Below are 20,471 nucleotides of genomic sequence, written 5' to 3'. Positions count from 1 at the left end.
TACGTTTAGCTCGGGTTCGACTGTAGAAGGCCGTCCGTGGTGCGTGCCTGCTGGTCGAAGGCTGCGATCGCTTTTGCCGTGACGTTCTCTGCAGTTTCGTTCAGCTCGTGTGCGATCTCGAGGATGCCGGGAATCTCGGCAGGCAGCGTCGCCGTCAGCTTTGCGAGGTGCGCCCAGTCCATCTCGCCGGAGCCGGGCCAGAGATGTTCGTCGCGCATGCCGTGGTTGTCGTGCAGGTGCAGCTCGCCGATGCGCGGCTTCAGCAGCTCGAAGGCCTGGTCGATGCCGGTGTCGCTGAGGTAGGCGTGGCCAACGTCCAGCGTGACGCCGACGTTGTCGAAGTGGCCGACGTTCAAAATCTCCAGCAGATGTTCCGGCGTGGTGACATCGTTCTGCAGATTTTCGAGCAGCACCTTCACTCCCAGTGGATGCGCGAATGCCTTCAGATGCTCGATGGCGGTCATCGAGTTCTCGATGGCACGCGTGTCCCAGGCATCGTCCTTGAGGCCAAGGTGTAGCGTGATCGCAGAGACGGGAATCATCTCGGCGGTCTCGAGCGCGCGCTTCACCTCGTCCATGGCGTCGATGCGGTAGCTCTTCTCCGGTGCGATGAGCGAGAGCGTCGCCGGCACGTGCCGTGACCAGTTCTCCGACTGCTCGCGCGTGAAGATGGGTTGATGCAGCGTAGCGCCCGTGCCGGTATCTCGGAACCATGTGGCGATCTCACGCAGTTGCGCGCGGTCGGTGTAGTCGAAGTGGTGGCGTGCGGCGAAGAGCTCGATCGTGCGAGCGCCTGAGCTTCGAAGCGCGTCGAGCAGGCCCGGATGAAGTCGTTGCGACAGGAAGACGTGAGTGGAGATTCCGGGCTGCATGATGAATCACAAGGTTACAACAACCAGCCATGTGGAATCTTCCATGCAGGATTCTGCATGGTGGGGCACAGGCGATTTATGCTGGCTTGCAAGAATAAGGAGCGTGCGAATGGGAATGCGAACGGTTTGGTTGGCAGTGATGGCGTGTGGGAGCATGACGTTAGCGGCGCAGACTCCGGCTCCGGCAGCACCCGCTGCCACAACGGCTGCTGCGCCTGATGTGCAGAAACAGATCGACACGATGCAGAAGAAGCTGGCCGACTGGGCGCAACTCGATCGCTACCGCGCTGCCAATGCTGCGCTGCCTGCGCCTGCTGCGGGAGAGAAGCGCGTCGTCTTCTATGGCGACTCGATTACCGATGCATGGGCGCAGCATGCGGACGAGTTCTTTCCCGGCAAAGGCTACATCGGCCGCGGCATCAGCGGACAGACAACGCCGCAGATGCTGGTACGGTTCGAGCAGGATGTCGTGCATCTGAAGCCTGCCGTGGTGGTGATTCTCGCCGGCACAAACGATATTGCGGGCAACACCGGCCCGTCGACGCCGGAGATGATCGAGGACAACTTCGCATCGATGGTGGCGGTTGCGAAGGTGAACCATATCAAGATGGTGATTGCATCGATTCTTCCGGCGGACCATTATCGCTGGCGCCCCGAGGTGCAGCCGGCGGAGAAGATTCGCGCGATGAATGCCAGGCTGAAGGCGCTATGCGAGCGCGAGGGGCTGGTGTATCTCGACTACTACGCAGCGATGGCGAATGCGAATGGTGGACTTGACCCGGAGCTTGCAGCCGATGGCGTCCATCCGACCGCGAAGGGATACGCGATGATGTCACCGCTTGCGGAAAAGGCCATCGCACAGGCATTGGCGAAGTAAAGGAGACAGTCATGGCGCAGCAAGCCCCCGGTCGTATTGGTCCGCCTTTTACGCGCGAGAGCGCGATCAAAAAAGTTCGCATGGCAGAGGATGGATGGAATACGCGCGATCCTCAGCGTGTCTCGCTGGCTTACACGGTCGATAGCCGATGGCGCAACCGGTCGGAGTTTGTGAACGGGCGCGACGAGATTGTGGCGTTCCTTACGCGCAAATGGTCGCGCGAGTTGGACTACCGCCTGATCAAGGAGCTATGGGCCTTCGACGGTGCGAGAATCGCCGTCCGCTTCGCCTATGAGTGCCACGATGCCAACGGCCAGTGGTGGCGGAGCTATGGCAACGAAAACTGGGAGTTCGACGAGAATGGCCTGATGCTGCGGCGGCACGCGAGCATCAACGACCTGGCCATCAAAGAGGAGGAGCGCCTGTATCACTGGCCCCTGGGCCGCAGGCCCGACGATCACCCCGGTTTAAGCGATCTGGGACTGTAACGAAATTTTGTTGGGCAGAATCCACATCCGGTCTTAGTATGTTGCGCAACAGTTGCGCAGACCACGATGCGCACGGAGAGACGACCATGCCCTACCTTACCGTTGGACGGGATGCAGGTGATATACAGATTTACTTCGAAGACCATGGCACAGGAAAGCCGGTCATTCTGATCCATGGTTTTCCCCTGAGCGGACGCTCGTGGGAGAAGCAGATTGCCGCGCTGCTCGATGCCGGCCTTCGTGTCATCACCTATGATCGACGCGGTTTCGGGCAGTCGTCGCAGACCTCGATGGGATACAACTACGATGTCTTTACCGAGGACCTCTGCAAGCTGACGAAGCACCTCAACCTGAAGCGATTCTCCCTCGTCGGTTTTTCGATGGGTGGCGGCGAAGTAGCGCGCTTCATGGGCAGATTCGGCACAACCAATGTTGAGAAGGCCGTCTTCATCTCGGCAACGCCACCCTTTCTGTTGAAGTCGCCGGAGAATCCTGGAGGCGTCGAGGACAGCGTGCGCGCAACGCTGGAAGCGGCTGCGAAGAAGGACCGGCTGACCTTCCTCACATCGTTTCTCGAAAATTTTTACAACGCGGATACGCTTCTGGGATCGCGGCTGACCGAGGAGGACCTGCGCTATAGCTGGAACATCGGCGCGATGGCCTCGCCCGTCGGTACGGTGAGCTGCGTGAAGACATGGTGGACGGACTTCCGTCCCGATGTGGCCAGGATCGATGTGCCAACCCTGATCATCCATGGCGATGCAGATCGCACGTTGCCCATAGATGGCACGGCACGCCCACTGCAGCGGGCGATTCGCGGCAGCAGACTCGCCGTTATCGAAGGCGCACCACACGGTCTGCTGACGACGCATGCCGACAAGGTGAATCCACTGCTGGTTGATTTTCTGAAGTAGCGATGCACAAACAAACGCCGTGGCGGCGGGCCACGGCGTTTGTTTTGTAATTGAGACCGAACTACTGCACAGCATTCACCAGATCGCGGAGTGGATCGAGGAAGGTGAAGCGGACGATCGACTGCGGCTTTTTCGCTTCCTCAATCTCTGCCAGCTTCGACTGCTTCCATCCTGCCGGAGCCTTCTTGCTGCCAGTGAGATAATCCAACGCCTGCTGACCGGTGCGTGCCAGCGCTGCCAGCTGCTGGGCGCGAGGCCGTGCCGTGGCCAGCAGAGGAGCGTTGTTCATCTGTGCCTCAACCGTGGGAACAGCGGCTGCCCACGTAGCAAAGATATGGCTGAGCTGCGTGCGTGCCTCCGCGTTCGTCTTCGGCGATTTCAGCAGCTCGCGCACCAGCACATTCACCTGATGGCGCAAAGCTGGATCAGGACGCACGGCGTCGACAAGGTTGTTCATCGGTGTCAGCGCCGAGGTGTGCTGCTGATGGTAGCGCTCGCCAAAGGGCACTGGCTGTATCGCCGATGCGAAGGTGCGCAGCGCCGCGATGTCTTCTGTGCCTGCAAGCTCGCGCAGCGCTGCACCTTCGTGCGACAGATGCGTTGTTCCGGCAACAGCTTCGATGCGCAGCGATTCGACCGCGAGCCGGCGATACATGTCGTCTACGTCGCGCACATTCGCGGGTGACCACAGGCGCTCGGCAACCGCTGCGGTGCGCGGCCAGATGCGCGAGTCGATCGAGAGCTCGTTCACATGCTCGCCCCACATGCAGGCCTCGCCGCCGAGTATGAGTTTGCTCTGCTCCGGCGTGAGCGTGTTCCCTGCGGGAAGAGGATCGACGAGGTAGTAGTCCTCCGCAGAGTCGATGTGATCGAGGTAGTAACCCTTGGAGAGGATGCCCTGATTGCCGCGTTGCACGGCGTCCGACAGCGACTTCGCACCGCGCCACGAATGAATGATGGCGTCGGTCGGCAGCGCCGGGTTCAGAATCTCATCCCAGCCCACCATGTGCTTGCCATGCTTTTTGGCAATCTCCAGCACACGCTGCGAGAAATACGTTTGCAGCTCCTCGGTGTTCTTGAAGTGGTGTGCCTTCATGAACTCCACAACGCGCGCATTGTTCTTCCACTGCGTCCCTGGAGTCTCATCGCCACCCAGGTGCAGGTAGGGATCGGGGAAAATGGTCGCCATCTCGCCGAGGAAGGCATCGATGAACTGGTAGGTGCTCTCTTTGGTCGGATCCATCGCAACAGCTTCGACGCCGAACTCGCGACGCAGCGTATACGGCCCCGGATCGCTCGAAAGCTCCGGGTAGCCGACCAGCCAGCTGCGCGTGTGGCCAGGCATATCGAACTCAGGCACCACGCGGATGCCGCGTGCTCGTGCGTAAGCGACAATCTCGCGGGCGTCGTCCTGCGTGTAATAGAGCCCGTCGGAGCCCGAACCGGTCAGCTTCGGATACAGCTTGCTCTCGATGCGGAAGCCCTGATCCTCCGTCAGGTGCCAGTGGAAGACGTTGAGCTTCACGTCGGCCATGGCATCGAGGTTGCGCTTGATGACGTCGACCGGCTCGAAGTGGCGGCCTGCATCGATCATCAGGCCGCGCCAGCGAAAGCGGGGCGAGTCCTGAACCTCAACCGCAGGAACGACGAAGCCGTTGCCGCTCACCTGAACCAGCTGCAGCAGTGTCGTCATGCCGCGCATCGCGCCCACTACCGTTGCGGCATGCACCTTCACGCCCGAGGCAGAGACGCTCAGCGTGTACGATTCGTCCTCATCGATGGATTGAACAGTTTCGCCCGCCCCATCGACGTCGATCACCAGGCTGGAGGCGCTGCTGGTCATGATGCTGCGCTGACGAGGCACGCCGGTCTTGCGCTCCAGCTGCTCCAGCAGGTGCTCCACCGCATCGTTCAATCGCTGGTCGCTGAAGTGGGTCACGCCTACCGTGACCGAGGTGGTCCACGGAAATGCGCCCGCGCCTGCCGTAAGGTGCGAAGGCTGTGGCATCAGCGTGTTGGTGAAGGGTTGTGCGAACGACACAGAGGACATAAGAAGCGTGGCAGTAAGAACGAGTGCTCGATTCAAGGCGTATGCGCTCCGACGGGATCTTGTGTGCAAAGCATACAGGTCGGAATCGAAAAGAGGCAATAAAGCGAATAAAAAGAAACCGCTCAGTAGCCGGCCGCTTTGCCGAAGGCGCGGCGATTGTCATGGCCGCTCAGCAGCTCGCCGGTCTTCGGATCGACGGCGATCAACTCGCTGTCTCCCCATACGCCTGGGCTCTTCTCGTCGGCGACTTGGTTGCGGTTCGTCGTATAACCCATCGCCTTCATCGCATTCACCACGTCGTCGGGAAACTTCTTCTCGAAGTCGAGGCGGTCCGGCAGGTACTGATGATGAAAGCGTGGAGCATCGGCAACGGCCTGTATGTTCATCCCATTGTCGATCGCACTGATCACGTCGTTGGCGACCGTCGTGATGATGGTTGAGCCTCCCGGCGTCCCCATCACATACGCCAGCTTCGGTCGATGAAACAGGCTGCCATGCGTGCTGATGATGGTCGGCGTCATCGCCGATAGCGGACGCTTGCCCGGCGCGATGGAGTTAGCCGGGCCCTGAATGAGGCCATACATATTAGGTACGCCGACCTTTGAAGTGAAGTCGTCCATCTGGTTGTTCATCAGGAAGCCAAGTCCTCCGATAGTTACTCCCGAGCCGAAGCCTCCATTCAGCGTCGTCGTGCTTGCGACGGCGTTGCCGTCCTTATCGACAATGGAGAAGTGGGTTGTCTCGGTCGACTCCTTCGAGTGTGCGGCTGCAGGCGGAGGCGGAAGAAATCCCGCCGGACGAACCAGGTCCTTGCTTGGTGTCGGCTTGTTCGGATCGATCGACGCGCGCCAAGCTGCGGCGTACTTCATGCTGGCCATCTGCTCAAGCGGCAGCGTGTTGAAGTCAGGATCGCCCAGATAGTCGCCGCGATCCATGTAGGCGCGGCGAAAAGCCTCCGTGATGATGTGAACCTGCGCAGGCGAACGGTCGGCTCCCAGCTTCTTCAGGTTGAAGCCGGAGAGAATATTCAGAATCTGCACCAGCACAATGCCGCCCGACGATGGAGGCGGAGCCGTCACAATGTCGTAGCCGCGATAACGTCCGCGGATCGGCTCACGGTCCTTCACCTCGTATGCCGCAAGATCTTCAGCCGTAATGTTGCCGCCGTTCGCCTTCTCGAAGTCGGCAATCTGCCGCGCCATTGCTCCCTTATAGAAGTCGTCGGGGTCTTTCGCGATGCGTACCAGTGTTGCCGCCAGCTCAGGCTGCTTGAAGACCTCGCCATCTTTATAGAAATTGCCATCGCGCTGGTAGATATGCGCCGAAGCCGGAAACAGCGTCATGTTCTTGCTCTGCAGCATGCGCGCTTCGGCGTCTGAAAGAACGAAGCCCTCCGTCGCCAGCCGGATCGCCGGAGCCATGTCCTCGGCCAGCGTCAGCTTGCCGAAGTGCTTCTGCGCATACACCATGCCGGCGACCGATCCCGGAACGCCGCTGGCCTTGTAGCCCACAAGCGACATGCGCGGAATCACATTCCCCTGCGCATCCAGATACATATCGCGCGACGCGGCCGCAGGAGCTTTCTCGCGGTAATCGAGAAAGTGCGCCTTGCCATGCTTGTCGCGAATCAGCATGAATCCGCCGCCGCCCAGATTGCCGGCAAAGGGATACACCACGGCAAGCGCAAAATGCACCGCGACAGCCGCGTCCACGGCATTGCCGCCCTTCTTCAGAATCTCGACTCCGGCATCGGTCGCATTGTGCTCTACCGTGACGACCATCGCATGCGCAGCTCGTACCGGCTCGGCCTGCTGCGCATAAAGAGAAGTGGCAAGAAACGAGAGAGCGACAAAGGATGCAGAAATGCGAGAGGAGATCAGACGCAAGGCATACTCCTTGAAGATTCAATTTGGGCGGGGTGCGTTTCAGCTAAGCATATCTTAAGCAGCATCGGAGCCTGATCGGGAACAGGCAGCTAAAATCGAAGACGCATGTCCACGCACGTTCGTTCGTACTCCAAGATCAATCTCGGCCTCGCCATCGGTCCAACCCGGCCCGACGGCTTTCACGGGCTGACGACCGTCTACCAGACGCTGGAGCTGCATGATGTAGTCACCGTCACGGCAAAGCGCGCCGCGACGACAAAGATCATCCTGACGACCAACGACGAGCGCGTCCCTACCGACAACCGCAACACCTGCTGGAAGATGGTCGAGAAGGCGCTCAGCCGTCTTGGCATCCCCGCCGAGGTTGCTATCCACATCGACAAGCGCTTGCCCGTCCAGGGAGGCATGGGCGCCGGTTCGGCGAACGCGGCCGCCGCTCTCATCGGGCTTGAGCGCGAATTGGACGCCGCCCTTCCTGGCGGCGAGCGGCTCAGCCTCGCCGGTGAGGTCGGCTCCGACGTCCCCCTCTTCTTATTAGGAGGCTCCGTTCTCGGCATCGGGCGTGGCGAGCAGGTGGTTCCATTGCCGGATATGCCTCCTGTTTTCTGCGTGATAGCCGTTCCGGAGGTCGGTGTCTCCACCCCCCAGGCCTTCCGCGACTGGGACACGCTGGCGGAGAATGAAGGTTTGACGCAGTCCGGCAAACCCGATAGACTGAATCAGTTGAGTCTCGCTTACGCAGCGTTATATGCGGAGCCAGGCACTTCCGGTATCATCCGGGGCGACGACGCTGAAGTTGTTTCAGCCAGCCACTTGGATGATCTGGCGGAGAATATCCTTCTCTCGCTTGTCCGCACCGGGGTTGAAAACGACTTTGAACGGGTCGTCTTTCCTGCTTATCCCTCCTTGCGTGAAATCAAGCGTGAACTTGTGGGGTTCTCCGGCTCAGAATCTGGCCACGCGCTGTATGCTGCGCTCTCCGGCTCAGGTTCGGCTCTGTTCGGACTTTACCGGTCCGAGGCGGATGCACAAGCGGCTCAACAGCGCGTTCAGAGCGGTGGGACCAAGGCCCTGATGACAAAGACCTTGCCCCGCAGTCTGTACTGGACGAAAATGTTCGCAGGGTGACCCGGCAGCGAGGAGAAACCGCACGCAGCCGTTTTACTGGGCGATCGACTAACGGTAGGTCAAGTGCCTTTGACGCACTCAGTCCAGGTTCGAATCCTGGTCGCCCAACCAATCAGGTCGTTCGCCCGAGCGAAGAGAGTTGAAGATTTAGGGTTTTTGCGGCAAGTATCCATGCCGCGAGAAGTAAATTGATTTTCGGGTTCCCGCGGCCGCGGAAAAGAAAAGAAGATGTGGCCGGAAAGTGGGAATCAGGCAGTTTTAGAAGGACAGTCTTACAAAGTAGTTTCAGGGATTCGCAACAAGGATTTTTTGAACCGTGACGGGGCCGCAACAAGGCTTCGCCTAAGACGAAACGCAGCAGGAACTATTCGAAGGTCAACCAGCCTCTGGAGGTTTCAAACGTGAACGAACAAGACACGACTGCAGTTCTTTCCCCTATTCAAACTCAGGTTGAGGAGCTCGAACAAATCTCCCAGCCTGAATCGACGAACTCTTCACAAGGTCACCCGGCCGAACCGGCTGGCCAGGCCGGCAAAACCAGTCCAGAGAGAAAGCGTTCTGGAAAGACGCCGGAGCCGAAGAGGTTCAAGATTTTCAGCGGATCTTCGAATCGTGCGTTAGCCGAAGAGATCTGCAAATTCGTCGGAGTACCGTTGGGCGAAGCGCGCCTGCAGCGGTTCTCCGATGGAGAAGTTCACTTTCAGCTGCTCGAGAACGTTCGCGGTGCGGATGTCTTTCTCGTGCAGCCGACATGTTACCCGGTCGATCAGCATCTCGTCGAGCTGCTGATCATGATGGACGCTCTCAAGCGAGCCTCCGCCGGGCGTATTACGGTCGTGGTTCCGTATTACGGTTATGCCCGGCAGGATCGCAAGGACCGGCCCCGCGTAGCAATCACGTCGAAGCTGGTTGCCGATCTGCTCACCACGGCCGGTGCAAACCGTGCCCTGCTGGTCGATCTGCACGCAGCGCAGATACAAGGGTTTTTCAATATCCCGGTGGATCACCTGTTTGCGAGCCCGGTGCTCGTCAGCCACTTCCGGGATATGAACCTGCCGGACCTGACGGTGGTTTCGCCGGATGCCGGGGGTGTGGAAAGGGCGAGATTCTTCGCCAAGAAGCTGGATGTGCCGTTGGCGATTGTCGACAAGCGCCGTACGGACATCAATGTCACTGAAGTGATGAACGTGATCGGCGATGTCAAAGGCCGCACGTGCCTGATCCTCGACGACATTATCGACACCGCGGGAACGCTGGTGAAGACGGCGGATGCGCTGCTCGAGCAGGGCGCAAAAGAGGTTTACGCGTGTGCGACGCATCCGGTGCTTTCGGGCCCGGCCATCGACCGCATACGTGAGTCGCGACTGAAGCAGGTCGTCGTGACCAACACCATCCCGCTGCGCGAAGAGGCGCAGGGGCTGGCCAAGATTAAGGTGCTCTCTATCGCCGGTCTTCTCGGCCGCGCAATCGAAAGCATCCACATGGAGACGAGTGTCAGCACTCTCTTCAATTAGCAGTGGGTAGTTTGCAGTACAAATCAAGCGGCACAGCCGCAAAGGGAGCGAGGCCGAACCAACCTCGTGCCCGAAAGGATGAAGTGAGATGGCAGTATCAACAGTAGAAGCAGTGGTAGCGACTCCCCGCGAGGGCAAGTTCAACAAGAATGCGGCTCGCCGCGTTCGCGTCGCCGGCAAGATTCCTGCCGTCGTTTATGGCGCAGGCCAGGACGCCGTTGCCGTCACGGTCGACCCCAAGGTGATCACCAAGATCCTTCACTCGGAGTCGGGCCACAACACCATCTTCGACCTCAACATCGAAGGCGGTAAAGCCACCAAGGCGATGATCGTCGACTGGCAGAACGAGCCCATCAAGGGCAAGCTCCTCCACATCGACCTCAAGCGCATCGCGATGGACAAGCTCATGCGCGTCTCCGTTCCCGTCCAGCTCATCGGCGTTCCCGTCGGTGTGAAGTCGCAGGGCGGAATCATGGAGCACGTTCTGCGCGAGGTCGAGATCGAGTGCCTTCCCGGCGACATCCCGAGCCACATCGATGTGGACGTCACCGGCGTCGAGCTGCACGGCGTTGTTCGTATCGCCGATCTTCCTCACTCCGGTTCGATCAAGTTCCTGGGCGAAGAGGATGCAACCGTCGCGCACGTCACCATCATCAAGGAAGAGGCTCCGGCTGAGGTTGAGGCTGCTCCGGCTGAGCCCGAAGTCGCCAAGAAGGGCAAGGCGGAGACCGCCGAAGCTCCCGCGGCTGACGCCAAGAAGAAGTAAGGCATCAGGCAGCTCCGTCATTCGCCGGAGCTGCCGCTGTTTTGTTTTGAGAAGGAAATGCTCGAGTGAAACTGATCGTCGGACTTGGAAATCCAGGCATCGAGTATCAGTTCACTCCGCACAACGCTGGATTTCTGGCAATCGATCGCATCGCCGATGACTGCGGCGTGGTCGTCAGCAACCGGCGGGGCAAGGCGCTTACGGCGAAGACAACACTGGCAGGTCACGAAGTCCTGCTCGCCAAGCCGGAGACCTTCATGAACCTGAGCGGGCTTTCCGTCGCCGCGCTGGTTCGAGAGCTCAACATCGAGGATGTGACGCGCGACGTCATCGTTCTCTACGACGAGCTGGCATTTCCGCTGGGCCGTTTCCGCATCGCGGAGCGCGGTTCGGCAAACGGGCACAACGGAGTGAAGTCCGTCTCCGCTGCGCTCGCGACAGAGGAGTGGATTCGCATCCGCATCGGCGTCGGCAAACCGCCGCTCGATGACGGCCGCGAGATCAAGGCGGGAGGCAGAGATTTTCTGCTGACGCCCATGCGCAAGCAGGAGCTTGCCGTCCTCGACGAGGTGCTCGATCGCGTGAAGCTTGCGGTCGAAGCGGTCCTGACCAAAGGTGTCAGCGCCGCGATGAACGAGTTCAACCGCAGGGAGCCGGAAGGTTCCAGCGGAGGGAAGTAGGCAGTAGAAGGAAACGCAGTAGATTCCATACCGACCCGTTAGAAGATACGCCGGGCGGTGCGAAGCAGAACTTCGCAGAAAGAAGTGAAACGCATGAGCCGCAAGTATGAAGTAATGTATATCGTCCGTCCCGACGTTGAAGAGGCCGATCTCGACAAGCTGATCGAGGGCTTTGAGAAGAACGTCACCGACGGTGGTGGTGAAGTGATCTCCACCGAGAAGATGGGCCGCCGCCGCCTTGCTTATACCGTTCGCAAGTTCAACGATGGTCTCTACATCCTGATGACCATCAACGCGCCTTCGTCGCTCGTCGGTGAGATCGAGCGCCGTCTCCGCGTCTCCGAGCAGGTGATTAAGTTCATCACCGTTCGCATCGACGAAGAAGAGAAGCGCCTCGCCAAGGTCAAGGCCATCCGCGATACCAAGGTCAAGCGCAGCGCGCTGCCTTCTGTTGAGAGCGCCGCCGCCACCGAGGCTGCTCCGGCCGAAGCCGCCGCAACCGTCTAAGCGATCGCGTAAAGATTCTGCGGCGTCCTCATCGAGGGCTCTGCACGATGCAGTACTCATCGCCTGAATCCGCTTCCGTGTTCGCCGCAAGGCGACCATGTCCAGAGACTCCAAAGCGTGTCTGGAGCGGGTGACGGCACCAACGAATGGAGAGAGGAAATTTCAATCATGGCTGACGAAACCACCAGCACACCATCCACCGAGCAGGCTTCTGCTCGCCCCGCTTCCAGCGGCCCTCGCACCCCGCGTCCTGCCGGCGCTCCCGGCGCAGGTGGCCCCGGCGGTCCTGGCGGACGCAAGTTCTTCCGCCGCAAGAAGGTCTGCAAGTTCTGCACCGAAAAGATCGACGCCATCTCCTACCGCGACGTTCGCCTGCTGCAGGGTTTTGTCGCCGAGCGTGGCAAGATCGTTCCGCGCCGCCTCACCGGTGTCTGCACGCGCCACCAGCGCCGCCTTTCGCTCGCGATCAAGCAGTCGCGCAACATCGCTCTGCTCGCCTTCGCAACGCGCTACTAAATTTCAAGGCGCGCTCGGGCGTGCTAACAGATTGGAGAAAGTTCCATGGAAGTCATCCTGAAGGAAGATGTACTCAAGCTCGGTCACCGCGGCGATGTGGTCAAAGTCGCTGACGGCTACGGGCGCAACTACCTGCTGCCGGAAAAGCTCGCTATCGAAGCCACCGCAGCCAACAAGGCTGTCATCGAGCAGATGAAGGCCTCCGCCGTTCGCAAGTCCGCCAAGGAGAAGGTCGACGCCGAGGCGCTCGCCACCCAGCTTTCCGCCGTTGAGCTCGTCTTCGAGCGCAAGGTCGGCGAGCACGACCACCTCTTCGGCTCCGTCACCTCGGCCGATATCGCGCACGAGCTCGAAGCGAAGGGCTACACCGTCGATCGCCGCAAGATCGCGCTCGACGATCCGCTCAAGTCGCTCGGCGAGTACCACGTTCCCGTCAAGCTGCACCGCGAGGTCACCGCTCACGTCAAGGTGACCGTCAAGGGCGATCAGGTCGAAGAGACCGCCGCACCTGCTGCAGTCGCAGCCGAGTAATCCGGACACACTCAACCCACTAAAAAACAACGCACCCGCGCTGCCCATCATGGGCCGCCGGGTGCGTCTTTTTTGTTTGCTTCATCTGCTCTTCCTAAAGCGAGCATTTTCAAGCAAGCATTTTTTAGAAGTGCTATCCGATTTTATAGGTGTCATTCCGAGCGAAGTGCGAAGCACGCAGTCGAGGAATCCCCGCATTTTGCCTGCTCAGCCTCACTCGCCAGCGCAGAATCCGGCCCGCTACTGCTCACGATGCGGATCGCTTGCCATCTCACCGCTTCGCCCTTTGAGCTGCTGCCGCAGAAGCTCGTTCTTTAGAAGCAGCTCGCCGACAAGCCGCTGCAGCTCGCTGTTACGAGCGATCAGCACGGCCATCTCTTTGTCGTCGCGATATTCCAAGATATTACTTGTATAATTCTGGTATGGGGAATAAGTCAAGCGACGGCTTGGAAAATTCATCTCCGCGTTCGGCCTCCGAGCGCCTTCTCTTCCTGCTGAAGGCCCATGGCCCGCAGACCTGCGCTGCGCTTGCCGCCTCTCTGCAGATCACCGCCGAGGCCGTCCGGCAGCAGGTCATCCGCCTCGCCGCCGAAGGGCTCGTCGACTCCGGTTCAGAGCGGGCAGGCGTCGGCCGGCCCTGCCAGGTCTGGAAGCTCACCCCCGCTGGCGAGGCGACCTTCCCCGATCGCCACGCCTTCGTCGCCACCCAGCTCATCCGCAATATCCGCAATCAGTTCGGGGAGGTTGCGCTGGAGCAGGTTCTTCACGCACACGCAGGCGATATCGAGCACGTCTATTCCGAAGAGCTTCGCTCAGCCAAAACCCTCGAAGAGAAGGTTCGCCGTCTCGCCGAGGCCCGTGCCCGCGAGGGCTACATGGCGGGCTGGCACAAACAATCCGACAACACCTTCCTCCTGTTTGAAAACCACTGCCCCATTACGGCCGCCGCAACCGCCTGCCAGGGATTCTGCAGTGCCGAGCTCAACACCTTCCGCCACCTCTTCGGCCACACCGTACAGGTCGAGCGCTCCGAACACATGCTTCAAGGAGCCCGGCGCTGCGCCTACACCATCCGCCCCAAAAGACACGCCCCGGCCAAAAAGGCAAAGTAAACAAGACGCCATTCCAGGTAAAAGGTGTGAGGACAATCACCTCCAGATAAGCCATGCCTTCAGGCTTGGCCCTCCCACAAAGCCACTGCTCTGTCGAAGGCTGGCAGCGAAGCCCCGTTGGGCCCAACGATCCACCGCCAACATCAGCGAAAATGCCTGTCAAGCCCCTTGAAATTACAACTCCCTCATTCCAAAGCAAATAAACCCAAAGAAATCTGCCGATTAGTTTCCCTCACTTCGCTACACTTAAATCAGTAGAGGCAAAACAAGAAAGCCCCAGCATTGTGCTGGGGCTAACTCATTCAGAATCAATATTTTTAGGGTTAACTTCCCTGTTTCGAATATTTTGCCCTGTGCAAATCGGCCAAATATTTGAAAACAAATACATTGTGGAATACCCCGGGGGGGTGGGGGCTACTCGTACTTCAGCGTCTGAACCGGATCCAGGCGCGCCGCCCGGTTCGCCGGCAGCGTCCCAAACAGCACACCCACCAGCATCGAGGTTGCCAGTGCAATCACTGCCGACCAGGCCGAAACAGGAATCTTGAACGGCGTCAGGAAGCTGACCGACAGCGGAATCGCCAGTCCGAGTACCGTGCCAATCAGCCCGCCCGATAGCGAAAGAAAGACAGCTTCTGTCAGGAACTGAAGCCGGATCTCGTGGCTCGTCGCGCCCAGAGCCTTGCGAATGCCGATTTCTTTAATGCGCGATTGCACATTCGCCAGCATGGAGTTCATGATGCCCACGCCGGAAACGACAAGTGTGATCGCCGCAGCCAGCGTCAGCACAATCGTCAGCATATTCGCGATCTGCTCCATCACGCTCAGCACCTGCGTCAGGTTGAAGGCCGTATAAACCGAGGTTGGACGATGACGGCTCTTGATAATCTCCAGAATCTCGGACGATGCCGGAATCACCAGAGAAGAATCCTTCATGGTGAAGAAAAGCTGCTTCACCGAATTCGTTCCTGTAAAGTAGCGCGCAACCTCATACGGAATCAGAATCGTCTGATCGCTGATCTCCGACTGCCCGAATGTCTCGACGCTCTCCTTGAAGACGCCGATAATCACAAACGGAATCCCGCTGATCGTAATGCTGTGATCGATCGCTGCGCGTGCACTGCCAAACAACGCCTTCGCAAACGGCTCCACGATCACCGCAACCTTGGTGTGCGAGACCGCATCCTGATCGTCAAAGAAGCGCCCGGAAAGGATCATCAGGTTGCGCACTTCTTTGTACTGAGGCGAAACGCCAAGCAGCATCGTGTCCTTCACAATGCCTCCGCCCATCGAGACTCGGTCATGGAACTCAAGCATCGGCGAAGCCGCAATAATGCCAGGCACCTGTTCTACGACAGCCTGCATGTCCTCGCGGGTCATAAAATCCGGCGTCGATGTATTGTCCGGTCCCACGCGGTCGCCGCCGTTGTACTGCATCTCGATCATGTTCGGACCGATCGACGAGATCAGGTTCAGCGCATACTGCTTGCCGGTAAGTCCAAGCGTAACAACCAGGATGATCGATGCCGAACCGATGATCATGCCCAGCATGGTAAGCAGAAAGCGCACCTTGCTGGCCTTGAAGCTGTCGATGGCCAGCTTTACCACTTCACTGAACATCATGGTCGAGCGCGCGCTGGCCAGCGTCTTCTCAAACGAGGTCCGTCTCGAAGACCGTGGAAGCGCAGCGGGTTTTGGCAGATTCGCGGTGGCCATGAGTCAGGTCCTGATAAAACAGGACAACAATTAGACGCTTCCAGTATCGCAGCGATGCACCACGTTCGGCTACGGTTATACTTAATAAGAACCCGTAAACGAACCGCAATACGGGATCAGGTCCGGCCCGTCGCAAGGACGCCAAGTCGTTGCACAGAGCCGGATACCTGGGAATGATCCCCGCGGAGGGATGTGTGAGCGGTTGAAACAGGCGGTCTTGAAAACCGCTTTGGGCGAAAGTCCAACGGGGGTTCGAATCCCTCTCCCTCCGCCATCAATCTTTCCAATACAATCCAGTAGAGTCCAGTAAGGATAACCAAAGCCCGCTAAACACGCGGGTTTTATTATTTTCTTTGTCCAGTGAAGTCCTTTGACGTACAGTGAAAGCCGGGCTTTGGTGGGGGTAGATTAGGGGTACAGGCCCGCTGGGGGTATGAAATCTACCCCCTGTCCACGGTCACCTCAGCGTATCAGGCATATAAATGTGATTGATCAGCACTCACAACCCTGTCATAGATAGAGACCGGACGCCCCCTGTGTTCAATAGCCTGAGTTGTTGAATCGACCTGATCATCATGTTTACCACCGGGAATCCAATCCCTAATAGTCATCATCATGTGTTTGCCGATATGAATCCCACGCGGGGATCGGAAAAGCATTTCTTAGTTACGTATCAGGGAACGAAATTCCCTTGTATGGGATCTTCTAAATTGCTTAAAGGCTGGATAGGGGGCAAAGTGCAAGACTTTCCGAGCGCCCATTGTTGCGTTGTAAAACAAGCATTGGAGTGCTCGCGATGTGCGAGTTCTTACTGTCCCGCTGAATTCGCTTTTGCCAGTACTTGAATAGAGTGAACTATGTTCCCCGATGCAGCTTGAACAGTGATCACGCGGGTGCCGGTGTCTGTTGGGGTCTTACCTAATCCGCAGCCGAGGAGAGTAAACAGCGAAATACAGGCCAGTACCACCATTCGTCTCTTCCTGTAACAGACGCAGGGCAGGGCGAATACAAGAGCGAACATGGTTACTGAAGATGAATGCAAGTAGTTCACCGTCGTCATCGGTCGAATCGTAAGTGAGGATGACCCAGCCCCGGCCATTGTGGCGGGAGAGAAGTCGCACGAATATCCCTCGAAAGCGCTATCAGGGCAGGACAGACTAACCGCCCCACTCCATCCGTTGTCCGCATTCAACTGCAACTGGATCACATTCGTTGGCGAAGGGTCGCCGGAGCGGCCGTATAGAGCGAGAATCGGGCTTGAGGAAGCCCATTGCAGCGAAAAATCCGGACCTCCAGGATAGGTGGTCGAGAGGGCCACACGGGAACTGCTGGGCGCATATTGATCTGTGCCTGCGTAGCTGGCGTAAAAGGCGTGCGCGGCGGAATCAATGTGGTCTACATGGAACGTTACAAGGCCCGATGAGGCGATACGCCCAGTGCCGATGATCTCGCCATCTTCAATAAGAGTTACTGCTCCAGAGGGGTTTCCACTCAGAGAACCGACCATTGCAGTCATGATGGTTGCTGAGTTACTCCGGTCAGTTGCGACTCCGGTAAACAAAACGTACGAGCTATGAAGAGTTGCCGCCGCTGCCGTCACATTGACGGATGTTGTCGTCGCACGACTGGACGCAAAGATGCCGTTCGCGTTATAGACCGCGGTGAGAGTGTGTAACCCCGTGACCAGTGACGAGGTGTTGAAGAGAGCCGTACCTGTGTTGTTCAGCGAAATAGTTCCGAGTGATTTGGAGCCATCGAAAAAGGTGACGCTTCCATTAGGAGTGGATGCAGAAGATGTCACCACTGCCCGAACGGCAACCACCGTACCTGCGACAGATGTCGAGTTTGAGGTGGATACCGTGATTGCCGTAGGAATCGCCGTGATCGTAATTGCTACCGCTGAGGATGTGCTGGGCTCGAAGATAGCGTTTCCAACCTGACTGATTACCGGGAAAAAGCCTTGATAGACGGCTTTCAGCGTGTGGGATCCGACACTGAGCAGATTTGTCTGCAGCGTGGCCGATCCGGTCACTGACACTTTGCTCTGCCCAAGCACCGAGGTCCCGTCGTAAAACGTAACGACACCATTCGCGACTACCGCTGGTCCAGTAACGGCGGCATTCATCGTAACGTAGTCGCTGGCCAGGGTTGTTGTTGGGGACGCGGTCAGAGCCGTCGAAGTGGGATAGTCCGGCTTGAGAACTGTAAGCGCGCCACTTATCCAGGCGGCGGGATAGTATCCGTCGCCGGAGTATACTCCCGCAACAGTGTGAAGCCCATAGAAAATAGATTGTGTCGTCTGACCAGGGACGCTAATCGTGGCGCTGCCGTTTTGGACGGAAGCTGCTCCAACCTGCACTCCGTCAACGCTGAACTGAACCGTACCGCTGGGAGCGGGATCGCCAGAGGATGTGGGCGACAGCGAAGCCGTCAGGGTGAAGTTTGCGTTGTAAGCCACCGTGCCAGGACTTGCAACGATCGCTCCTGAAATCGCACGCCGCTGGTCTGGCTGATTCAACAGGAGGGTGAGAATATTGGATCCAAACGGTCCCAGAGAAGACGAGTTTACGGCGAGCAGATCGGGATAATGATCGCCGTTGAAATCACCGGGGCTGAGTGTCTTAAAGGACGCGCCAGCCACGTAGTGCCGTTCACCGCCGAAGACCTTATTGCCGCCGTTGATCATTGCAGAGATTAAAACACCATCGGTCATAACAACATCGACCTTACCGTCATGATTGACATCCAACAGATAGAGCGAGTTGTAAGGGTGAGTAATGGGAAGAATCTGGGTTGAACTGACGCTGCCGCTGCCATCACCATAAAACACGACAATGCACCATGAAGATATCGAGGTGAACGCGTTGGCTTGATAGCCAAGCGCAACCACGTCTGCATTGCCATCGCCGTCGAGATCGCCAATTCCTGCGAAACCATTGGATGCTGTCGTCGCACCCAGCTTGACTTGCATTGCTGCGGTATCTACCGTGCCCGCTGCGCGAAAAGTCCCGTCACCGTTGCCAACCCATACCTCTAGGACTTGCTGGTTCTGCTCGTACAGAGCGGCATCCGGGTGGCCGTCATGATTAAGGTCGCCAACTGCGGCTAGAAGCGGCGAAAGGTTTCCCCATCTCACAGGTGGGAGGATTGTGGTCACCTTTGTCGGCGTGCGGCTTGTTGACCCCATCAATGACGTCAGAGTGTAGATATAGTTGCTCGCTATATCTATGGTCGGCCCCGTCATCCCAACGAAGTCACTCTGTCCATCTCCGTTAAGATCGCTAACTATCCCTGAAGTCACCCCAGCGGTTACTGCACCTGGTGAAAATTTTCCATCGCCACTGCCATAGAAAATCTGGATACCCCCATTGCCAGAGACGGCATCGAGCTTTCCATCGCCGTCGAAGTCGCCTACCGCATTGCCGATATACGTCATGCTTACGCCGGGCGTCGAAGGTCCAGCGGAAAGCCCTCCGGATGCGGAGCCGAAGAAGGTCTGAAGGCCATCACTCTGAAGGATGAGTGCATCGTCTGTTCCATCGCCATTGAAGTCGCCAACGATTGCGTTGAGTGCAGTCTTGCCCGTGTCGATGAGCGTCGTGCTGCCAAGGCTCCCTGTAGTCCTTCCGAAGAGCAGGACGATCCCGCCCTCAGTTGCGCTGGCGATGTCCTGAATGCCGTCCCCGTTGAAATCTGCCGTAACAGTGCCAAAGACGTTCGCGGCGCCGGCAGTTACTACCTGCGCTGCGCCTAACGTAGTCCCTGCCGCGCCCGGCAGTATCCGAAGTCCTGCGGACGTGAGAGCAACGTAATCAATCAGTCCATCCCCATTAATGTCGGCTGCCGACAAAATGGAGTCTTTCGCTTCAAGCTGGGTGGGGAGTTGAAGAGCGGACCCGAAGCTGCCGTCAGACCTGCCCGGCAAGATCCAGACGTTGCTCTGAGCCTCGGTGCCGACAAGATCGGCAATGCCATCGCCGTTCACGTCCTTATATAACGTAAATGAGGCATAGTTTGTGCTGCTGAGGCCGGCCGAGTAACCGGGACCCTCGACGAAGCCGCCGCTTCCATCACCGAAGTAAACAACTGCAGACGTAGTACCGCCTGACGAAAGGACGAGAACATCGAGCTTACCGTCGACGTTGTAGTCCCCTGCGTAGACAAGCGAAGGCCGACCGGTATTATATTTCGTGTTGTTAAACCTCGAACTGTAGGAAAAGTGGCCTGCTCCGTCGCCCGCTAGAAAGTAAAGGCCGCCATTCAACGGATCAGCAACGACAAGATCAATTTTACGATCGCCATTAAAATCTGCTATCCCGGGCTTGAACGTGACGAAAGCAGAGTTTGCCAAAGATGAAATATTCGACACAATCGGTGCGCCAAACGTTCCGTCGCCGTTGCCAGGAAGCATAAAGATCGCATACGTTGTCGGCAGCGAGTTACCCACACCAGCAAAGATGAGGTCTGCCTTGCCGTCTCCATTGATGTCGGCAGAGCTGAGATAGCAGCTTCGCCCGGTGTAATAACGGCAGGCATCGGCTGGCAAAGCGATCGTTTGGCCAGGCGTAAATGTGCCATCTCCGTTGCCCAGCAAGACGTGCAGCGCACCCACGACGCTACCATCGATATAGATTAAGTCTTGCTTGTTATCACCATTCCAGTCTCCGACCGCAAGAGCGCCCGGATCATTGGCAGTTGGTAGAAGAGTGGGGTTCTGAAACTTACGGGTCTGTGGCCACGACAGCGCCGGAAGAGCTAGAAGTAGGAGGCAAAACAAGCGGCGCATTATTTTAGAAAATCCAGATTTTTTGCCCTAAAGAACAAATTGGAAAATACCATGAGAGAAACTTGATAGCAATTGGAATCTGCTGTGACATACTGTCCCTCAGCGCCTTGGTTAAGAGGTCTGTTTTC

The 20,471-nt window shown here is 58.1% G+C and carries 17 protein-coding genes and 2 tRNA genes; 13 read left to right on the top strand and 6 right to left on the bottom strand.

What is annotated here, in order from left to right:
- Positions 1–5 precede the first annotated feature (5 nt).
- Positions 6–872, bottom strand: a complete 867-nt coding sequence (locus KFE13_RS08750; RefSeq protein ID WP_260706782.1) for a sugar phosphate isomerase/epimerase family protein — start codon at positions 870–872, stop codon at positions 6–8.
- A gap of 115 nt (positions 873–987) precedes the next feature.
- On the opposite strand from KFE13_RS08750, the gene KFE13_RS08745 reads away from it, so the two are divergent.
- The 3 genes from KFE13_RS08745 to KFE13_RS08735 all read left to right on the top strand — a co-directional run bounded on the left by KFE13_RS08745 (position 988) and on the right by KFE13_RS08735 (position 3,151).
- A complete protein-coding gene (locus KFE13_RS08745; protein ID WP_260706781.1) occupies positions 988–1,749 on the top strand; it encodes an SGNH/GDSL hydrolase family protein in 762 nt (253 codons plus the stop codon).
- A gap of 11 nt (positions 1,750–1,760) precedes the next feature.
- A complete protein-coding gene (locus tag KFE13_RS08740) occupies positions 1,761–2,237 on the top strand; it encodes a nuclear transport factor 2 family protein (RefSeq protein WP_260706780.1) in 477 nt (158 codons plus the stop codon).
- Positions 2,238–2,323: 86 nt separating this feature from the next.
- Positions 2,324–3,151 carry an alpha/beta fold hydrolase gene (locus KFE13_RS08735; RefSeq protein WP_260706779.1) on the top strand — a complete coding sequence of 276 codons (828 nt, stop codon included), beginning with the start codon at positions 2,324–2,326 and terminating at the stop codon, positions 3,149–3,151.
- A gap of 61 nt (positions 3,152–3,212) precedes the next feature.
- Here KFE13_RS08735 and KFE13_RS08730 read toward each other — a convergent pair whose 3' ends face one another.
- Together KFE13_RS08730 and ggt are read right to left on the bottom strand one after the other, a co-directional pair.
- Positions 3,213–5,237: a beta-N-acetylhexosaminidase gene (locus tag KFE13_RS08730; protein ID WP_260706778.1), complete on the bottom strand. Its 2,025-nt coding sequence runs from the start codon at positions 5,235–5,237 to the stop codon at positions 3,213–3,215.
- A gap of 86 nt (positions 5,238–5,323) precedes the next feature.
- Complete coding sequence (gene ggt, locus KFE13_RS08725; protein WP_449240098.1) at positions 5,324–7,081, bottom strand: gamma-glutamyltransferase; 1,758 nt, start codon at positions 7,079–7,081, stop codon at positions 5,324–5,326.
- 111 nt (positions 7,082–7,192) lie between these two features.
- Between ggt and ispE the strand changes: the two genes are divergently transcribed.
- From ispE to rplI, 8 genes are all read left to right on the top strand, one after another.
- Entirely contained in the window at positions 7,193–8,215 is a 1,023-nt protein-coding gene (gene ispE / locus KFE13_RS08720; protein WP_260706776.1) for a 4-(cytidine 5'-diphospho)-2-C-methyl-D-erythritol kinase, read from the top strand.
- A 37-nt stretch (positions 8,216–8,252) separates the two neighbouring features.
- A tRNA-Gln gene (locus KFE13_RS08715) sits at positions 8,253–8,326 on the top strand.
- 290 nt (positions 8,327–8,616) lie between these two features.
- Positions 8,617–9,729 carry a ribose-phosphate diphosphokinase gene (locus KFE13_RS08710; RefSeq protein WP_449240096.1) on the top strand — a complete coding sequence of 371 codons (1,113 nt, stop codon included), beginning with the start codon at positions 8,617–8,619 and terminating at the stop codon, positions 9,727–9,729.
- Between the two features lie 88 nt (positions 9,730–9,817).
- The gene (locus KFE13_RS08705; RefSeq protein ID WP_260706775.1) at positions 9,818–10,495 is read left to right on the top strand and encodes a 50S ribosomal protein L25; all 678 of its coding nucleotides are present in this window, start codon (positions 9,818–9,820) and stop codon (positions 10,493–10,495) included.
- A gap of 65 nt (positions 10,496–10,560) precedes the next feature.
- On the top strand, positions 10,561–11,175 hold the full coding sequence (gene pth, locus KFE13_RS08700) for an aminoacyl-tRNA hydrolase (protein WP_260706774.1): 615 nt from the start codon (positions 10,561–10,563) through the stop codon (positions 11,173–11,175).
- Positions 11,176–11,268: 93 nt separating this feature from the next.
- A complete protein-coding gene (rpsF, locus tag KFE13_RS08695) occupies positions 11,269–11,682 on the top strand; it encodes a 30S ribosomal protein S6 (protein ID WP_260706773.1) in 414 nt (137 codons plus the stop codon).
- A gap of 168 nt (positions 11,683–11,850) precedes the next feature.
- Positions 11,851–12,198, top strand: coding sequence for a 30S ribosomal protein S18 (gene rpsR / locus KFE13_RS08690; RefSeq protein ID WP_260706772.1), 348 nt, complete (start codon positions 11,851–11,853; stop codon positions 12,196–12,198).
- A gap of 45 nt (positions 12,199–12,243) precedes the next feature.
- Positions 12,244–12,729, top strand: coding sequence for a 50S ribosomal protein L9 (gene rplI / locus KFE13_RS08685; protein WP_260706771.1), 486 nt, complete (start codon positions 12,244–12,246; stop codon positions 12,727–12,729).
- Between the two features lie 240 nt (positions 12,730–12,969).
- Here the strand turns inward: rplI and KFE13_RS08680 are convergent, their stop codons facing one another.
- Complete coding sequence (locus tag KFE13_RS08680) at positions 12,970–13,128, bottom strand: hypothetical protein (RefSeq protein WP_260706770.1); 159 nt, start codon at positions 13,126–13,128, stop codon at positions 12,970–12,972.
- A 47-nt stretch (positions 13,129–13,175) separates the two neighbouring features.
- Between KFE13_RS08680 and KFE13_RS08675 the strand changes: the two genes are divergently transcribed.
- On the top strand, positions 13,176–13,841 hold the full coding sequence (locus KFE13_RS08675; RefSeq protein ID WP_260706769.1) for a helix-turn-helix transcriptional regulator: 666 nt from the start codon (positions 13,176–13,178) through the stop codon (positions 13,839–13,841).
- A 414-nt stretch (positions 13,842–14,255) separates the two neighbouring features.
- Here the strand turns inward: KFE13_RS08675 and KFE13_RS08670 are convergent, their stop codons facing one another.
- Positions 14,256–15,557 carry an ABC transporter permease gene (locus KFE13_RS08670; protein ID WP_260706768.1) on the bottom strand — a complete coding sequence of 434 codons (1,302 nt, stop codon included), beginning with the start codon at positions 15,555–15,557 and terminating at the stop codon, positions 14,256–14,258.
- 184 nt (positions 15,558–15,741) lie between these two features.
- Here KFE13_RS08670 and KFE13_RS08665 point away from each other — a divergent pair.
- Positions 15,742–15,831: transfer RNA gene (locus KFE13_RS08665), tRNA-Ser, on the top strand.
- Positions 15,832–16,365: 534 nt separating this feature from the next.
- Here the strand turns inward: KFE13_RS08665 and KFE13_RS08660 are convergent.
- Positions 16,366–20,343, bottom strand: coding sequence for a beta strand repeat-containing protein (locus tag KFE13_RS08660; RefSeq protein ID WP_260706767.1), 3,978 nt, complete (start codon positions 20,341–20,343; stop codon positions 16,366–16,368).
- Positions 20,344–20,471 lie beyond the last annotated feature (128 nt).

The organism is Edaphobacter flagellatus, from assembly GCF_025264665.1.
GTDB classification, from domain to species: Bacteria; Acidobacteriota; Terriglobia; order Terriglobales; family Acidobacteriaceae; genus Edaphobacter; species Edaphobacter flagellatus.
This window is presented reverse-complemented; position numbering and strand designations above follow the sequence as displayed.